The following is a 15,014-nucleotide window of genomic DNA, read 5'->3' as shown; positions in this document are numbered from 1 at the left end:
CCTCCGGGCCGGCTGGCGAGTGGTCGTACCGGAGCGTGAGGGCGCGGCGACGGAGCCGGCGGGGGCCGGACCGGTCCGGCTCACCGCGGACCTGCTCGAACCCGCCGGGGCCGCCCGGGCCGTCGAGCTGGCCGCGGCCGACCCCGCCGCGCCGCTGCGCGCCGTGGTCAATCTCGTCGGCGGGTACGCCAGCGGCGGGCTGGTGCACGAGACCCCGGTCGAGGAGTTCGACCGGATGCTCCGGATCAACCTGCGCCCGACGCACCTGGTCACCCAGGCGGCGCTGCCGCACCTGGTCGCGGCCGGCGGCGGCGCGGTGGTCTGTGTCTCGGCCCGGGCCGCGGTGGCCCCCTTCCCCGGCGCGGCGGGCTACGCCACCGCCAAGGCCGCCGTGCTGGCCTTCGCTAACGCGGTGGCGGTGGAGTACCGGCCGCGCGGGGTCCGCTGCAACACGGTGCTGCCCAGCGTGATCGACACCCCGGCGAACCGCGCCGCCCAGCCCGACGCCGACCACCGGCGCTGGGTCTCCCCGGCCGAGATCGCCGCGGTGATCCGCTTCCTGGCCTCCGACGAGTCGGCGCCGACCAGCGGCGGGAGCATCCCGGTCTACGGCCGGGCCTGAGCCCTCACCGGACCGGCCGGCGCCGCGCCGTTCGACGGCGGGCCGGCCGGCGGCGCGGTGCCGGGGTCGGCCGGCGGCGTCGCCGGCAGCCACTCGGTGAGGTGGGCCCGGATCCGACGGGAAACCTCCTCCGGGGAGTCGCCCGCGTCGACCACCACGAAGCTCGGATACTCGGGCAACGTCCGGTACGCGGTGGCGGCGGCGGTGAGCCAGCGCATGCTCTCGTGGTCGGTGCCCCGCCGTTCGATCCGCCGGTACGCCTCGGCCGGGTCCACGGTCAGCAGGAAGGTCACCCGCGGGGCCGGGAAGAGCCGGTAGCCGGCCCGGGCCAACCGCTCCCACCGCTGACCGCCGTGCGCCCGGATGCTCGCGTACTGGCAGGCGGAGTAGCGGTCCATCACCGCGGTTCGGCCGGTGATCAGGCAGCTCAACAGGGCGAGGGCGATGGCGAGCCAGCGGAGCGCGGACTCGATCGCGAGCATCCCGTTCCGCCCGACGAGCCGCTGGGCGTCCGGGCGCCCGACCCGGTGGGCGAGCCGGCCGAGCCACCGCCGACCGCCGGCGTTGCGATGGTAGGTGGCCGGGTGGCCGGCCGCGCTGAGCGCCTCCGCGAGCCGGTGCGCCTGGGTGGTCTTGCCCGACCCATCGATGCCGATCAGGGCGACCGTACGCAGTCGGGCCCTGCCGCGCCACGCCCGCAGTGATCCGCCCACCTTCCCGAGGCTATCCGACCCGCGCTCGCCCCTCGGCGATTTGTCCCTTCCCGTGCCCGTCGACGCCACACCGTGTCACGGCCAGGTGTGGCCGACCGGATTGCCGGGTACGCAACTTCATTCCCACCGCCGAGACGACGACGGGAGACCCAGATGGCCGAGCGCGGGGACGAGACCCTGGTCCACACGCTGAAGAAGGTCGCCGCCGTGCTCAAGCAGTCCGAGATCCCGTTCGCCCTGGGCGGCAGCTTCGCCGTGTACGCCCACGGCGGCCACTCCAGCGACCACGACGTCGACTTCCTGCTCCGCGAGCAGGACGTGGACCGGGCCCTGGAGGCCCTGGTCGCGGCCGGCTTCACCGCCGAGCGCCCGCCCGAGGACTGGCTGGTCAAGGTCTACGACGAGGGTCGGATGGTGGACCTCATCCACCGGCCGATCGAGACCCCGGTCACCGAGGAGACGTTCGCCGACACCATCGTGCGCCCGGTCGACGCGATCCACATGCCGGTGCTCTCCGCGAGCCAGCTCATGGTGCACAAGCTGCTCAGCTTCTCGCAGCACTACTGCGACTTCGCCCGGGCCCTGCCGCTCGCCCGCTCGCTGCGGGAACAGATCGACTGGGAGCGGGTACGGAAGGAGACGCAGCACTCGCCGTACGCGGAGGCGTTCCTGGTGCTGCTCGACCGGCTGGACGTGCTGCCGCACGACGGCACACCCGGAGGAAGGGAGACACCGTGACCGAGGAGCACGGCGGCGCGCCGCCCGACGAGTACGTCGAGGCGGAGATCCACCGGCTGCTGGCCGAGGATCCGGCCGTCGCCGAGCAGGGGATCACCGTGGTCCACCGCGAGCGGGGCCTGGTCCTCTACGGCGAGGTGGAGAGCCCGCACCGGCGCGAGGAGATCCTGCGCCGGGTGGCCGAGCGGTTTCCCGACCTCCCGATCACCAGCGACATCGGGGTGATCCGGGCGCAGGCGCCCACCCAGGCCGAAGAGCTGCCGTGAGGGAGGTGGGATCGTGATCCGGATCGCCGCCGTCGGCGACGTGCACCTGGACGAGGACGTGGTCGGTCGGTTCCGGCCGGCCCTGGAGGAGTTGCCCGGCTGCGCCGACGTGCTGCTGCTCGCCGGCGATCTGACCCGCCACGGGACCGAGTCTGAGGCGCGTTGCGTGGCGCAGGAGTTCGGCAATCTCGGGGTGCCGGTGATCGCCGTGCTCGGCAACCACGACCACCAGTGCGACCAGGTGCCGCAGGTGGTGAAGGTGCTGGAGGACGTCGGAATCACCGTGCTGGAGGGGACCGGGACGGTGGTGGAGTGTGCCGGCGGGCGGCTCGGCGTGGCCGGGGTGAAGGGCTTCGGCGGGGGCTTCGCCGGGCGGTGCGCCAGCGACTTCGGCGAGCCGGAGATGAAGTCGTTCGTCCGGACCACCAATGAGAGCGCGGAGGCGCTCGCCGAGGCGCTGCGCGGGCTGGAGTGCGACCTGCTGGTCGCGCTCACCCACTACTCCCCCGTGCCGGACACGCTGGCCGGCGAGCCGCTGGAGATCTACCCGTTCCTCGGCTGCTACCAGCTGGGCCAGGCGATCGACGCGGCGCCGACCGCGCTGGCCCTGCACGGGCACGCCCACCACGGCACGGAGCGGGGCACCACCCCGGGCGGGGTGCGGGTCCGCAACGTCGCCCACCCCGTGATCAAACAGGCGTACAGCATCTTCCACCTGGGAGATCATCTAGTCGGGTGACCCAGGTTTCCAGGGTCGGATGGCCGGGTATTCAGCGGCCATGGAGCTGATTCTCTGGATTATCGCAGTGGTACTCGTGGTCGCCGGCATCCTCGCGCTGTTCCGCCGGCAGATCCTGTGGGGCATCGTCCTCATCGTGGTCGGCCTGCTGGTCGGCCCGGGTGGCGTCAGCATCTTCAACAATTAGACGCCGGTTCCGTACCATCCCTGACCCGCCGGGGTCGTCGGGTCCGGTGCTCCGTCCTCCCAGACCGGAGCAACCGGGCACGACGACCCCGGCGTCGTGCGGTCCGGCGGGCTGTCCCGGATCCGGACCGAGCCCGAGTCCGGCCGGCCCGCAGGGTCAGCAGCGGGGGACGTTCGGGATGTAGCCGTCGTAGCCGGTCTGCACGTACGCGTCGGAGACGTACCGGCCGGTGCCGATCCGGTCCCAGATCGAGCTGGTGCCGTACGTGCCGGTGACCGTGGTGCCGGAGGTCTGGCAGTAGATGGTCACCGTGGTGCCGTCGGCGACCGAGCCGACCGCGCTGTAGCCGGTGCCCGGCCCGGAGCGGACGGTCAGGTCCGCGCCGGCGGTGTTCACCGTCCCGGTGGCGGTGGTCGAGGAGCAGTTGTTGTCGCTGGTGTACGTCTTGGTGCCCCAGTAGAGCGCGAGCGTGCCGTTGAACCGGGCCTGGATGTCGTTGCCGTTGAGCCGCTGCTCGTAGTGCAGGTGCGGGCCGGTGGAGCCGCCGGTGCTGCCCACCCAGCCGATGACCTTGCCGTAGCCGATGCTCTGGCCGACCGAGACGTTGAAGCCGTTGAGGTGGGCGTAGTACGTGGTGTACCCGCCGCCGTGGTCGATCCGGACGTATTTGCCATAGCTGGTGCCACCGAGGTCGGTGACCCGGTCGACCGTGCCCGGCGCGCTGGCCACCACGGGGTCGCCCAGGTCGTCGGTGCGGTTGAAGTCGATCGCGTACGCCGGGCTGTGGTCGGAGCGGGTCTGCCCGGACCAGGACTGGCCGCAAGGGAAGGGCACCTTGAAGGTGGGCGCGGCCATCGCCGGGGCCGCGGGCAGCAGGGTCGCCGCGACCAACAGGCCGGCCGCCACGAGGCTGAACCACCGTCTACGCATCCAGCACCTCCTATGTCGAAATCCTTCGATCCGATCGGTTCAGCGTGACAGAAACTTGCATCGATGGGAAGGGGCCGGAGCGGGCCGGAAAGTGCGGCTGGTGGGAGCGCGCCCACGGCCGGTGAGCGGGTTTCGGGATTGTTACCGGGCCGTGTCCGGCAGGGGGTGGACTCGGGCTGATGCAAGCGCTTACATGTGGGGACGACCATCGGACCGGCGCGGGTTCGGTTCCCCCACGCGCCGGCAAGGAAGGAGATCGGCATGGCGTTTGCCAGATCACGCCAGGCTCTCGCGATCGCCGGCGTACTGGGGCTGGCGCTCGGCGCCACCGCCTGCGGCACCGGCAACGACAAGAAGAGCGACAAGGCGAGCTCCCCCGAGTGCGCCGCATACGAGAAGTACCAGGGCCACGACGGCAAGAAGGTGACGATCTACTCGTCGATCCGGGACCTCGAGGCCGACCGCCTCGATCAGTCCTGGAAGCAGTTCGAGGACTGCACCGGCATCGATATCGACCACGAGGGCAGCGGCGAGTTCGAGGCCCAGCTGGGTGTCCGGGTCGACGGCGGCAACGCCCCCGACCTGGCCTTCATCCCGCAGCCGGGTCTGCTCAAGCGGTTCGTCGACTCGGGCAAGATCAAGACGGTCGGCGCCGACACCAAGGCGCTGGCCGAGCAGAACTTCACCCCCGACTGGCTGAAGTACAGCACCGTGGACGGCAAGCTCTACGGCGTTCCGCTGGGCTCCAACGTGAAGTCCTACGTGTGGTACTCGCCGAAGACCTTCAAGGAGAAGGGCTGGCAGGTCCCCACCACCTGGGACGACCTGATCAAGCTCAGCGACCAGATCGCGGCGAGCGGCACCAAGCCGTGGTGCGCGGGCATCGAGTCCGGTGACGCCACCGGCTGGCCGGCCACCGACTGGATCGAAGACCTGATGCTGCGGACGCAGACCCCCGAGGTCTACGACCAGTGGACCACCCACGGCATCCCGTTCAACGACCCGAAGGTCGCCGAGGCGCTCGACAAGGCCGGCACCATCCTCAAGAACGAGAAGTACGTCAACGGCGGCTTCGGCGGCGTGAAGAGCATCGCCACCACCTCCTTCCAGGAGGCCGGCACGCCGATCACCACCGGCAAGTGCGCCCTGCACCGCCAGGCGTCCTTCTACGCCAACCAGTGGCCGCAGGGCACCAAGGTGGCCGAGGACGGCGACGTCTTCGCGTTCTACTTCCCGGCCGTCGACCCCGCCAAGGGCAAGCCGGTGCTGGGTGCCGGCGAGTTCGTCTCGGCGTTCGCCGACCGTCCCGAGGTCCAGGCGGTGCAGACCTACCTGGCCTCCGGCGAGTACGTCAACAGCCGCGCCAAGATCGGCGACTGGCTGTCGGCGAACAACAAGCTCGACATCAACAACGTGCCGAACCCGGTGGACAAGCTCTCCGTCCAGATCCTGCAGGACCCGAAGACCGTCTTCCGCTTCGACGGCTCGGACCTGATGCCGGCCGCGGTCGGCGCGGGCACCTTCTGGAAGGGCATGGTCGACTGGATCAACGGCAAGGACACCGCCACGGTGCTCCAGGGCATCGAAAGCAGCTGGCCGAAGTGATCTGAGACGGTGGTCCGGCCCGCTCGCGCGGGCCGGACCACCGTCCCCGACCGAACCCTTGAAGGAGGGTCGATGGAGTTCGACTTCGCGGAGGAACAGCCCAAGTTCCTCATGCTGATGTACGGGCTGATCGCTTTCGTCGCGGTGGTGGGCGGCCTGCTCCTGCTCCTCGACGCGGTGCCGGCCTGGTTCGCCCGCCGTCGCGAGGCTCAGCTGATCGCCGCCTCGGCGAGCGGCACCCCGCTGCCCCGCCGGCGCAAGGAGCGGGAGGGGCTCTTCGCGCTCTTCTTCCTGCTGCCGACGCTGCTGCTGCTCACGATCGGGCTGGTGGTGCCGGCGATCCGCACCACGCTGCTCTCCTTCATGGATAGAGGCAGCAACGACTGGGTGGGCCTGCGCAACTACGGCTGGATGTTCTCCGAGGGCTCGATCATCCGGGTCCTGGTGAACACCCTGATCTGGGTGCTCCTGGTCCCGCTGGTGGCCACCGCCTTCGGCCTGCTCTACGCCGTGCTGGTGGACAAGGCCCGGTTCGAGGCGGTCGCCAAGTCCCTGATCTTCCTGCCGATGGCCATCTCGTTCGTCGGCGCCACCATCATCTGGAAGTTCGTCTACGCCTACCGAGGCGACGGTCAGGAGCAGATCGGTCTGCTCAACCAGATCGTCGTCGGCCTCGGCGGAGAGCCCAAGCAGTGGCTGCTCGAGTCGCCGCTGAACACCTTTCTGCTCATCGTGATCATGGTCTGGATCCAGGCCGGCTTCGCCATGGTGGTGCTCTCCGCCGCGATCAAGGCCATCCCGGCGGACATCGTCGAGGCCGCCAGGCTCGACGGGGTCACCCCGTGGCAGATGTTCTGGCGGATCACCATGCCGAGCATCCGGCCGGCGCTGATCGTGGTGGTGGTGACGCTCTCGATCGCCACGCTCAAGGTCTTCGACATCGTCCGGACCGCGACCAACGGCAACTACGACACCAGCGTCATCGCGACCGAGATGTACAACCACGCGTTCCGGTACGGCGAGAACGGCCAGGGTTCGGCCCTGGCGGTCTTCCTCTTCGTCCTGGTCATCCCGATCGTGATCTACCAGATCCGCAACCTGCGTCAGCAGCGGGAGGGCTGAGATGACCACCGCCACGCCCACCGTTCCGGCCGGCACCCAGGCCACCGAGAAGACCACCCGCGCCGCCCGCGTCCGCAAGCGGCTGAACAGCCGTACGGCCACGCTCGTCTCGATCGTCATCGCGCTGGTCTGGACCATCCCCACCTTCGGCCTGCTGATCTCGTCGGTCCGGCCGGAGAACGAGATCAAGACCACCGGCTGGTGGACGTTCTTCACCAACCCGCAGTTCACTCTGGACAACTACCAGCAGGTGCTCTTCAGCACCTCCTCCTCGTCCGGCCAGCTCGCCAGCTACTTCATCAACTCGCTGGCGATCACCATCCCGTCGGTGCTCTTCCCGCTCGCCTTCGCGTCGCTGGCCGCGTACGCGCTGGCCTGGATCAACTTCAAGGGTCGGGACTGGCTCTACATCGCGATCTTCGCGTTGCAGATCGTGCCGCTGCAGATGGCCCTGGTGCCGCTGCTGAAGTTCTTCTCCACCGGCGTCACCGTCGCGGGGGTCACCGTGCTCCCCGCCTGGGGCTTGGTCGACGAGCAGAAGTTCGCCCAGGTGTGGTTCGCGCACACCTGCTTCGCGCTCCCGTTCGCCGTCTTCCTGCTGCACAACTTCATCTCGCAGCTGCCCAGGGACCTGATGGAGGCGGCCCGGGTCGACGGGGCCACCCACCCCAAGATCTTCCGCACCATCGTCCTGCCGCTGGTCACCCCGGCCCTGGCGGCCTTCGGCATCTTCCAGTTCCTCTGGGTCTGGAACGACCTGCTGGTCGCGCTGATCTTCGCCGGGGGCGGCGACGAGACCGCCCCGCTCACCGTCCGGCTGGCCGAGATGGCCGGCACCCGGGGCAACGAGTGGCAGCGGCTGACGGCCGGCGCGTTCGTGTCGATCGTCGTACCGCTGACCGTCTTCCTGTCCCTCCAGCGCTACTTCGTGCGCGGCCTGCTCGCCGGCAGCGTCAAGGGCTGACCCGTCGGTCCGCCGCCGCCGGTCCCCCGGCGGCGGCGGGCGCGGATGGAGCGGGGGAACGATGACCAAGATTGACGACGTCGCCCGCCTGGCCGGGGTCTCCACGGCCACCGTCTCGCGGGCGCTGCGCGGTCTCCCGACCGTCTCGGCCGCGACCCGGCGCCGGGTCCTCGCCGCCGCCGAGCAGCTCCAGTACGCGGTCTCCCCGAACGCGTCCCGATTGGCCGGCGGGAAGACCGGCACCGTGGCCGTGGTGGTCCCCCGGATCACCCGGTGGTTCTTCGGCACGGTCGTCGAGGCGGTCGAGGAATTCCTCCACGAGTCCGGCTACGACCTGCTGCTCTACAACCTCGGCGGCCGGGAGCAGACCCGGCAGCGGGTGCTGCGCACGGCCAGCCTGCACAAGCGGGTGGACGCGGTCATCCTGGTCGCCACGCCATTGCGCCCGCCGGAGGTGGCCGCGCTGACCGCGCTGGACCTGCCCGGCGTCACCATCAGCTCCGGCACTGATGTGCCCGGTTGGCCGTGCGTCCGGATCGACGACGTGGCCGCTGCGCGGACCGCCACCCGGCACCTGCTCGACCTCGGCCACACCCGGATCGCGCACATCTCCGGCGACCCGGACGACGAGCTGGCCTTCACCACCCATCTGGACCGGCGGCTGGGCTACCAGGCGGCGCTGCGCGCGGCCGGGATCCGCCCCGACCCCAGTCTGGACGTGGAGTCGCAGTTCACCATCGACGGCGGCAACCGGGCCACCGCCGAGCTGCTGGCCCGGGGCGAACCGCCGACCGCCATCTTCGCGGCCTGCGACGAGATGGCGATGGGCGCGATGACCGCCCTGCGGGACGCCGGGCTCCGGGTGCCGCAGGACGTCAGCGTGATCGGCATCGACGACCACGACCTGGCCAAGGTGCTCGGGCTGAGCACCATCGCGCAGCCGGCGGCGGAGCAGGGCCTGCTCGCCGCGCGGATCCTGCTCGACCCGCTCGGCGCCCGCACCGTCGAGCCGTACGCCGGGCGCCTGCCGGCGCCGCGCGGCGGCGACGCCCCCGGCAACTCGCCGGCGCCGCCAGTGATCCTGCCCACTCGGCTGGTCGTGCGGGAGTCGACCGCCCCGCCCGGGGCAAACTGAAGAATTCGGCCGTCCCGCGGACGGCAGGGCAGCAACCGTCCGACCACCGGGCGGCACGGTTCGACACAAGGGGAGAAGGCTCTGAACACCGACGTGACGCAGCAGGAAACGGCCGGCGGCCCGGCCACCGGCTGGTGGACCGAGGCCGTCATCTACCAGATCTACCCGCGTTCCTTCGCCGACTCCGACGGCGACGGCATCGGCGACCTCCCCGGCATCACCGCCCGCCTCGGTCACCTCGCCGAGCTGGGCGTCGACGCGGTCTGGCTGTCGCCGTTCTACCCGTCCCCACAGGCCGACGCCGGGTACGACGTGGCCGACTACCGGGACGTCGACCCGCTCTTCGGCACCCTCGCCGACGCGGACAAGATGATCGCCGAGGCGAAGGCGCGCGGGCTGCGCGTCATCGTCGACCTGGTGCCGAACCACACCTCGTCCGCGCACCACTGGTTCGCCGAGGCGCTGGCCGCCGCGCCGGGCAGTCCGGAGCGGCAGCGGTACGTCTTCCGGGACGGCAAGGGACCGCAGGGCGCCAAGCCGCCGAACGACTGGCAGAGCGTCTTCGGCGGGCCGGCGTGGACCCGGGTGCCCGACGGGCAGTGGTACCTGCACCTCTTCGACACCGGCCAGCCCGACCTCAACTGGGACAGCCCGGACGTCCGCGCCGAGTTCCTGGACATCCTCCGGTTCTGGCTGGACCGGGGCGTCGACGGCTTCCGGGTGGACGTGGCCCACGGGCTGATCAAGCAAGCCGACCTGGCCGACTGGCAGGAGCCGCACGAGATCCTCTCCGGCCAGGAGGTGGACAAGCCCCGCCCGCCGATGTGGGACCAGGACGGCGTGCACGAGATCTACCGCGAGTGGCGGCGGCTGCTCGACTCGTACGGCGGGGAGCGGATCCTGGTCGCCGAGGCGTGGGTGGAGCCGGCCGAGCGGCTGGCCCACTACGTCCGTCCGGACGAGATGCACCAGGCGTTCAACTTCGAGTACCTGCTCGCCGCCTGGACCGCCCCGGCCCAGTACGCGGTGATCACCCGCTCGCTGGAGGCCACCGACGCGGTCGGCGCCCCCACCACCTGGGTGCTCTCCAACCACGACGTGGTGCGGCACGCCTCCCGGCTCGCGCTGCCGATCGGCGCGCCGCGGCCGAACGGCATCGGCATCGGCGACCCGCAGCCCGACGCCGCGCTCGGCCTGCGCCGGGCCCGGGCGGCCAGTCTGCTGATGCTCGCCCTGCCCGGCTCCGCCTACCTCTACCAGGGCGAGGAGCTGGGGCTGCCGGAGCACACCACGCTCCCCGACGAGGCCCGGCAGGACCCGACCTGGGAGCGCAGCGGGCACACCGAGCGCGGCCGGGACGGCTGCCGGGTGCCGATCCCGTGGGAGGCCGACGCCCCGTCGTACGGCTTCGGGCCGACCGACGCGAGCTGGCTGCCACAGCCCCCGAGCTGGGCTGAGTACGCCCTGGACCGGCAGCGCGGGGTGCCCGGCTCGACGTACGAGCTGTACCGGACCGCGCTGCGGCTGCGGCGCGAGCACGGGCTGGCCCGGGGCCCGCTGGAGTGGCTCTCCACCGGCGACGAGGTGCTCGCCTTCCGCAACGGCGCCCTGACCGTGCTGACCAACTTCGGCCCGGCCGCCGTCCCGGCGCCGGCCGGCGAGGTGCTCCACTGCAGCGCCCCGCTGGACGACGACGGGCGGGTCCCGACCGACGCGACCGTCTGGGTCCGCGCCTGACCACCACCCGGCCCGTCGGCCGCCGCCTCACAGCGGCGCCGGCGGGCCGGTCCGTTCCTGGACGCACCGCCTCGTCTCGTCTGGCGGTCAGAGGCGGTCGGCGCGGGCGTGCAGGAGGCCGTGCACCGACTCGATGTCGCCGGGTGAGGTGCGCGCGGCGAGCCAGTACATGACGCCGGTGGGGATGAAGAAGAGCTGGAAGGCGGCCAGCCCGACGGCGTAGTTCAGCGGCGGCGGGAAGGCCGCGCGCAGCCCGGCGAAGGCCACCCCGACCAGCCCGTTGCCGGCCGCCCGCCCGACCCCGTTGACCAGGTTGCCCAGGCTGTAGACGGTGCCCCGGTGCTCGGGCGGGTTGACGTCGGCGATCAGCGCGAACCAGTTCGGCGAGTTGGCCGAGGTGAGCGCGAGCGCGACCACCGCGGTCAGCAGGCTCAGCCCGACCGTGGGCTCGGTGACCACGCTGGCCAGCACCGCGGCGACCACCGCGCCGGAGCCGGCGCCGTCCGGCACGTCGATCCGGATCGGCACGAAGAACAGGACCAGGTAGAACGGCACGGCCGCGAGGATGCCGACCGCCGCGACCAGGGCCCGGCCGCTCGGCGTACGCCGTTGCAGCGCGTCGCCGACCAGGCCGCCCACGATGGAGAGGACCCCGCCGAGCTGGAACAGGGTGGCGAAGACGCTGCCCACCACCACGGCGGTGGCCGTCGAATAGCCCTGCGCCTCGGCCCGCTGGGCGAAGAGCACCGGCAGCCAGACCAGCGAACCGAACGCGGCCTGCGCGGTGAGCCCCTGCAGGATCAGCCACCGGTTGGTCCGCCGGGCCAGGATCCGCGGCAGGTCGGCCCGGGTGATCCGGTAGTCGTAGTCGGCGCCGGCCTCGAGCGCCTCGGCCAGCTCCGGCTCGCTCTGCCCGCGCCGGATGTCGTACGTGAACAGGTAGGCGACGGTGGCGGCCAGCCCGACCACCGTGAGCACCAGGAACGGCCGCCGCCAGTCGGTGGCGCCGAGGATCCCGCCGGTCAGCGTGCCGGCCAGGGTGCCGACGCCCTGAGACAGTCCCCAGAAGCTCATCACCAGGCCCCGGCGGCGGGGCGAGATCAGGTCGGTGACCACGGAGAAGCCGACCGAGCCGACCGCCCCCAGCCCGACCGCGGCGACGAGTTGAGCGGCGAGGAACGTCGGGTAGTTCTGCGCCAGCGCGCCGCCGCCGGTGCCGGCCGCCCAGATCAGCGTGCCGACCATGAGCAGCGGCTTGCGGTTGGTCCGGTCCCCGACGTACGCCCAGCCGACCGCGGCCACCGCGCTGACCAGGAAGCTCACCGCGGTGACCAGGCCGAGCAGCCGTTGCGGGACCCCGAGCGCGCCGGAGATCGGCCCGTACAGCGGCGGCACCAGCCCGATCGCCACGTTGTCCAGCGAGGCGAGGACCACGAAGACCACCACGCTGTAGAGGCGGTGGGCCGCGTTCCCGCGCCGGGCGATCTTTGTGCCGCTCATGTCGGGCAGCAAACCAGGAGCAGATCACGGCCCGGTGACGACCCCCACCGGGGCGGCGGGCGGGTCACTCCTCCGGTCCGCCGAGCCGGTCGACGGTGCGTTCGCGGGCCTGCGCGTAGCGGGCACGGACGGCGGGCACCGGGTCGGCGGCGTACTCCCGGGTGTCGACGAACGGCCACTCGGGTGGCGCCGCGCCGCCCAGGGCGATCCAGGCGGCCTGGCGGGCGGCGCCGTCGGCGACGTACTCCCCGGGCGGCGGCACGACCACCGGGCAGCCGAAGACCTGCGGCGCGATCCGGCGGACCGCCGCCGACCGGGCCCCGCCGCCCACCAGGACGACCCGGTCGGCCCGCGCGCCCTGGGCGGTCAGCGCGTCGAGGCCGTCGGCGAGCGCGCAGAGCATCCCCTCGACCGCGGCCCGGGCCAGGTGGCCGGCGGTGGCGTTGGGCGGGGTCAGCCCGTGCACCGAGCCGGTGGCCAGCGGCCGGTTCGGGGTCCGCTCCCCCTCCAGGTAAGGCACCATGACCAGCCCGTCCGCGCCCGGCGGGGCGGCCAGCGCCAGCTCGGCCAGCTCGTCCAGCCCGACCCGGAGCATCCCGGCGGCGGCGTCCAGCACCCGGGCCGCGTTGAGCGTGCAGACCAGCGGCAGGAACCGTCCGGTGGCGTCGGCGAACCCGGCCACCGCGCCCGTCGGGTCGGCGGCCGGGGCGTCGGCCACCGCGAAGACCGTGCCGGAGGTGCCGACGGACACCACGATGTCGCCCGGGCCGGCCCCGACGCCGAGGGCCGCGGCGGCGTTGTCCCCGGTGCCCGGCCCGAGCAGCACGCCGGCGGCGCCGGCCCCCGCGCCGCCGCCCAGCGCCGCCGGGTCGAGCATCCCCGCCGGGTCCGCCGGCCCGAGCACGGCCGGCACCCGCACGCGCCGGCCGAAGGCCCGTTCCAGCAGGTCGAGGCGGTACTCACCGGTCCGTGGCGACCAGTAGCCGGTGCCGCTGGCGTCGCCCCGGTCGGTGCGCAGGGCGGTCAGCTCGGGGGCGCCGGCCAGCCGCCAGGTGAGCCAGTCGTGCGGCAGGCAGACCGCCGCCACCCGGTCCGCGTTCGCCGGCTCGTGCCGGGCCAGCCACCGCAGTTTCGTGGCGGTGAAGCTGGCCACCGGCACGCTGCCCGTCGCCTCGGCCCAGAACCGGCGGCCGGTCCCGTCGCCGCCGGCCTCCTCGACCAGGTCCCGGGCGGCGTCGGCGGACCGGGTGTCGTTCCACAGCAGCGCCGGCCGGACCACCTCCCCCGCCTCGTCCAGGCAGACCATGCCGTGCTGCTGGCCGGCGACCGAGACGGCGGCGACGTCGGCCAGCCCGCCGGCGGCCTCGACGGCCGCGCGCAGGGCGTCCCACCAGGCCCGCGGGTCGACCTCGGTGCCGCCCGGGTGCGGCGCGCGGCCCTGCCGGACCAGCGCGCCGGTCTCCGCGTCCCGGATGACGACCTTGCAGGACTGGGTGGACGAGTCGACCCCGGCGACGAGCGGCATGGCGACCCGCCTCAGCGCGCGCCGAGCACGTGCTCGACGGCGAGCTGGTTGAGCCGGACGAAGCCGAAGCCCTTCGCGGCCGTGGCGTCCACGTCGAACTCCTCGAACGCGGTGCGGTCGGCGAGCAGGTCGGCGTGGCCCTCGCCCGGGTTCAGCGTCGGCGTGGCCAGGTCGCCGACCTTGCTGGCCGCGAGGGCCTCGGCCACCTCGGGGTCGGCCCGGAACGCCGCGGCCCGCTCCTTGAGCAGCAGGTACGTCCGCATGTTCGCCGCCGCCGAGGCCCACACCCCGGTCATGTCCTCGGTGCGGGAGGGCTTGTAGTCGAAGTGCCGCGGCCCGTCGTACGCGGGACCCCCGTCGGGACCGCCGTGCTCCAGCAGGTCCACCAGGGCGAACGCGTTGAGCAGGTCGCCGTGGCCGAAGACCAGGTCCTGGTCGTACTTGATGCCGCGCTGGCCGTTGAGGTCGATGTGGAACAGTTTGCCCTGCCAGAGCGCCTGGGCGATGCCGTGCGCGAAGTTCAGCCCGGCCATCTGCTCGTGGCCGACCTCGGGGTTGAGCCCGACGAGGTCGGGGCGGGCCAGGGTGGAGATGAACGCCAGCGCGTGCCCCACGGTGGGGAGCAGGATGTCGCCGCGCGGCTCGTTCGGCTTGGGTTCGAGGGCGAAGCGCAGCTGGTAGCCGTTGTCGACGACGTACTGGCAGAGCAGGTCGACCGCCTCGCGGTAGCGGTCCAGCGCCGAGCGGACGTCCTTGGCCAGGTCGTACTCGGCGCCCTCCCGGCCGCCCCACATCACGAAGGTGCGGGCGCCCAGCTCGGCCGCGAGGTCGACGTTGCGCAGCACCTTGCGCAGCGCGTAGCGGCGGACGTCGCGGTCGTTGCTGGTGAAGCCGCCGTCCTTGAAGACCGGGTGGGTGAAGAGGTTGGTGGTGACCATCGGGACCACCAGGCCGGTCTCGTCGAGCGCCTTGCGGAACCGGGTCAGCCGGGCGTCGCGGGTGGCCGCGTCCGCGCCGAAGGGGACCAGGTCGTCGTCGTGGAAGGTGATCCCGTACGCCCCGAGCTCGGCGAGCCGGTGGACCGCCTCGACCGCGTCCAGCTCGGGCCGGGTGGCGTCGCCGAACGGGTCGCGGGCCTGCCAGCCCACCGTCCAGAGACCGAAGGAGAACTTGTCGGCGGGGGTGGGACGGGGTGCCATGGCAGACCTCCGATGGTGTCGCCGCAATTTGT

14 protein-coding genes and 1 pseudogene are annotated in these 15,014 nt (G+C 72.4%); 10 read left to right on the top strand and 5 right to left on the bottom strand.

The annotated features are described in order from the left end of the window. A partial coding sequence (locus tag DKT69_RS36040) for an SDR family oxidoreductase (RefSeq protein ID WP_109805830.1) occupies positions 1-622 on the top strand: 622 nt, incomplete at its 5' end. Here the strand turns inward: DKT69_RS36040 and DKT69_RS36035 are convergent. Further along, entirely contained in the window at positions 607-1,335 is a 729-nt protein-coding gene (locus tag DKT69_RS36035; RefSeq protein ID WP_109805828.1) for a dTMP kinase, read from the bottom strand. The genes DKT69_RS36040 and DKT69_RS36035 overlap by 16 nt on opposite strands. Positions 1,336-1,434: 99 nt before the next feature. On the opposite strand from DKT69_RS36035, the gene DKT69_RS36030 reads away from it, so the two are divergent. The 4 genes and pseudogenes from DKT69_RS36030 (at position 1,435) to DKT69_RS39300 (ending at position 3,265) form a co-directional block, all read left to right on the top strand. Beyond that, positions 1,435-2,073 (top strand): nucleotidyltransferase, encoded by a 639-nt coding sequence (locus DKT69_RS36030; RefSeq protein WP_255420265.1) that lies wholly within the window; start codon positions 1,435-1,437, stop codon positions 2,071-2,073. Further along, positions 2,070-2,339, top strand: a complete 270-nt coding sequence (locus DKT69_RS36025) for a hypothetical protein (protein WP_109805826.1) — start codon at positions 2,070-2,072, stop codon at positions 2,337-2,339. The genes DKT69_RS36030 and DKT69_RS36025 overlap by 4 nt, the downstream gene beginning before the upstream one ends. Positions 2,340-2,349: 10 nt before the next feature. Continuing rightward, positions 2,350-3,128: pseudogene (locus DKT69_RS36020) on the top strand (metallophosphoesterase family protein). Further along, positions 3,119-3,265 carry a GPGG-motif small membrane protein gene (locus DKT69_RS39300; protein ID WP_201750034.1) on the top strand — a complete coding sequence of 49 codons (147 nt, stop codon included), beginning with the start codon at positions 3,119-3,121 and terminating at the stop codon, positions 3,263-3,265. The pseudogene DKT69_RS36020 and the gene DKT69_RS39300 overlap by 10 nt, the downstream one beginning before the upstream one ends. 156 nt (positions 3,266-3,421) lie before the next feature. On the opposite strand, the gene DKT69_RS36015 is transcribed toward DKT69_RS39300, so the two are convergent. After that, positions 3,422-4,195: a M23 family metallopeptidase gene (locus DKT69_RS36015; RefSeq protein WP_109805824.1), complete on the bottom strand. Its 774-nt coding sequence runs from the start codon at positions 4,193-4,195 to the stop codon at positions 3,422-3,424. 261 nt (positions 4,196-4,456) lie between these two features. Here DKT69_RS36015 and DKT69_RS36010 point away from each other — a divergent pair, with 261 nt between their 5' ends. From DKT69_RS36010 to DKT69_RS35990, 5 genes are all read left to right on the top strand, one after another. Next, entirely contained in the window at positions 4,457-5,800 is a 1,344-nt protein-coding gene (locus tag DKT69_RS36010; RefSeq protein ID WP_109805823.1) for an ABC transporter substrate-binding protein, read from the top strand. A 72-nt stretch (positions 5,801-5,872) separates the two neighbouring features. Continuing rightward, complete coding sequence (locus tag DKT69_RS36005) at positions 5,873-6,922, top strand: carbohydrate ABC transporter permease (protein WP_109805822.1); 1,050 nt, start codon at positions 5,873-5,875, stop codon at positions 6,920-6,922. Between the two features lies 1 nt (position 6,923). After that, the gene (locus DKT69_RS36000; protein ID WP_109805821.1) at positions 6,924-7,886 is read left to right on the top strand and encodes a carbohydrate ABC transporter permease; all 963 of its coding nucleotides are present in this window, start codon (positions 6,924-6,926) and stop codon (positions 7,884-7,886) included. 61 nt (positions 7,887-7,947) lie between these two features. Beyond that, positions 7,948-9,021: a LacI family DNA-binding transcriptional regulator gene (locus DKT69_RS35995; protein WP_109805820.1), complete on the top strand. Its 1,074-nt coding sequence runs from the start codon at positions 7,948-7,950 to the stop codon at positions 9,019-9,021. Between the two features lie 81 nt (positions 9,022-9,102). Continuing rightward, positions 9,103-10,758, top strand: a complete 1,656-nt coding sequence (locus tag DKT69_RS35990; RefSeq protein ID WP_109805819.1) for a glycoside hydrolase family 13 protein — start codon at positions 9,103-9,105, stop codon at positions 10,756-10,758. A gap of 87 nt (positions 10,759-10,845) precedes the next feature. Here DKT69_RS35990 and DKT69_RS35985 read toward each other — a convergent pair whose 3' ends face one another. The 3 genes from DKT69_RS35985 to xylA form a co-directional block, all read right to left on the bottom strand. Continuing rightward, a complete protein-coding gene (locus tag DKT69_RS35985; RefSeq protein ID WP_109805818.1) occupies positions 10,846-12,258 on the bottom strand; it encodes an MFS transporter in 1,413 nt (470 codons plus the stop codon). Positions 12,259-12,322: 64 nt separating this feature from the next. Further along, a complete protein-coding gene (gene xylB / locus DKT69_RS35980) occupies positions 12,323-13,783 on the bottom strand; it encodes a xylulokinase (RefSeq protein ID WP_109805817.1) in 1,461 nt (486 codons plus the stop codon). An 11-nt stretch (positions 13,784-13,794) separates the two neighbouring features. After that, positions 13,795-14,982 carry a xylose isomerase gene (gene xylA, locus DKT69_RS35975; RefSeq protein ID WP_109805816.1) on the bottom strand — a complete coding sequence of 396 codons (1,188 nt, stop codon included), beginning with the start codon at positions 14,980-14,982 and terminating at the stop codon, positions 13,795-13,797. Positions 14,983-15,014 lie beyond the last annotated feature (32 nt).

Source organism: Micromonospora sicca (assembly GCF_003172935.1).
GTDB classification, from domain to species: Bacteria; Actinomycetota; Actinomycetes; order Mycobacteriales; family Micromonosporaceae; genus Micromonospora; species Micromonospora sicca.
Note: the sequence above shows the minus strand (reverse complement) of the source record. Positions and strands in the feature narration are given on the sequence as shown.

Bases quoted from the DNA above. Each gene is read 5' to 3' on its own strand.
- DKT69_RS35995 (WP_109805820.1), top strand. From the start codon at position 7,948: ATGACCAAGATTGACGACGTCGCCCGCCTGGCCGGGGTCTCCACGGCC.
- DKT69_RS36010 (WP_109805823.1), top strand. From the start codon at position 4,457: ATGGCGTTTGCCAGATCACGCCAGGCTCTCGCGATCGCCGGCGTACTG.
- DKT69_RS36015 (WP_109805824.1), bottom strand. From the start codon at position 4,195: ATGCGTAGACGGTGGTTCAGCCTCGTGGCGGCCGGCCTGTTGGTCGCG.
- DKT69_RS35985 (WP_109805818.1), bottom strand. From the start codon at position 12,258: ATGAGCGGCACAAAGATCGCCCGGCGCGGGAACGCGGCCCACCGCCTC.
- DKT69_RS39300 (WP_201750034.1), top strand. From the start codon at position 3,119: ATGGAGCTGATTCTCTGGATTATCGCAGTGGTACTCGTGGTCGCCGGC.
- DKT69_RS36000 (WP_109805821.1), top strand. From the start codon at position 6,924: ATGACCACCGCCACGCCCACCGTTCCGGCCGGCACCCAGGCCACCGAG.
- xylB (WP_109805817.1), bottom strand. From the start codon at position 13,783: ATGCCGCTCGTCGCCGGGGTCGACTCGTCCACCCAGTCCTGCAAGGTC.
- DKT69_RS36005 (WP_109805822.1), top strand. From the start codon at position 5,873: ATGGAGTTCGACTTCGCGGAGGAACAGCCCAAGTTCCTCATGCTGATG.
- xylA (WP_109805816.1), bottom strand. From the start codon at position 14,982: ATGGCACCCCGTCCCACCCCCGCCGACAAGTTCTCCTTCGGTCTCTGG.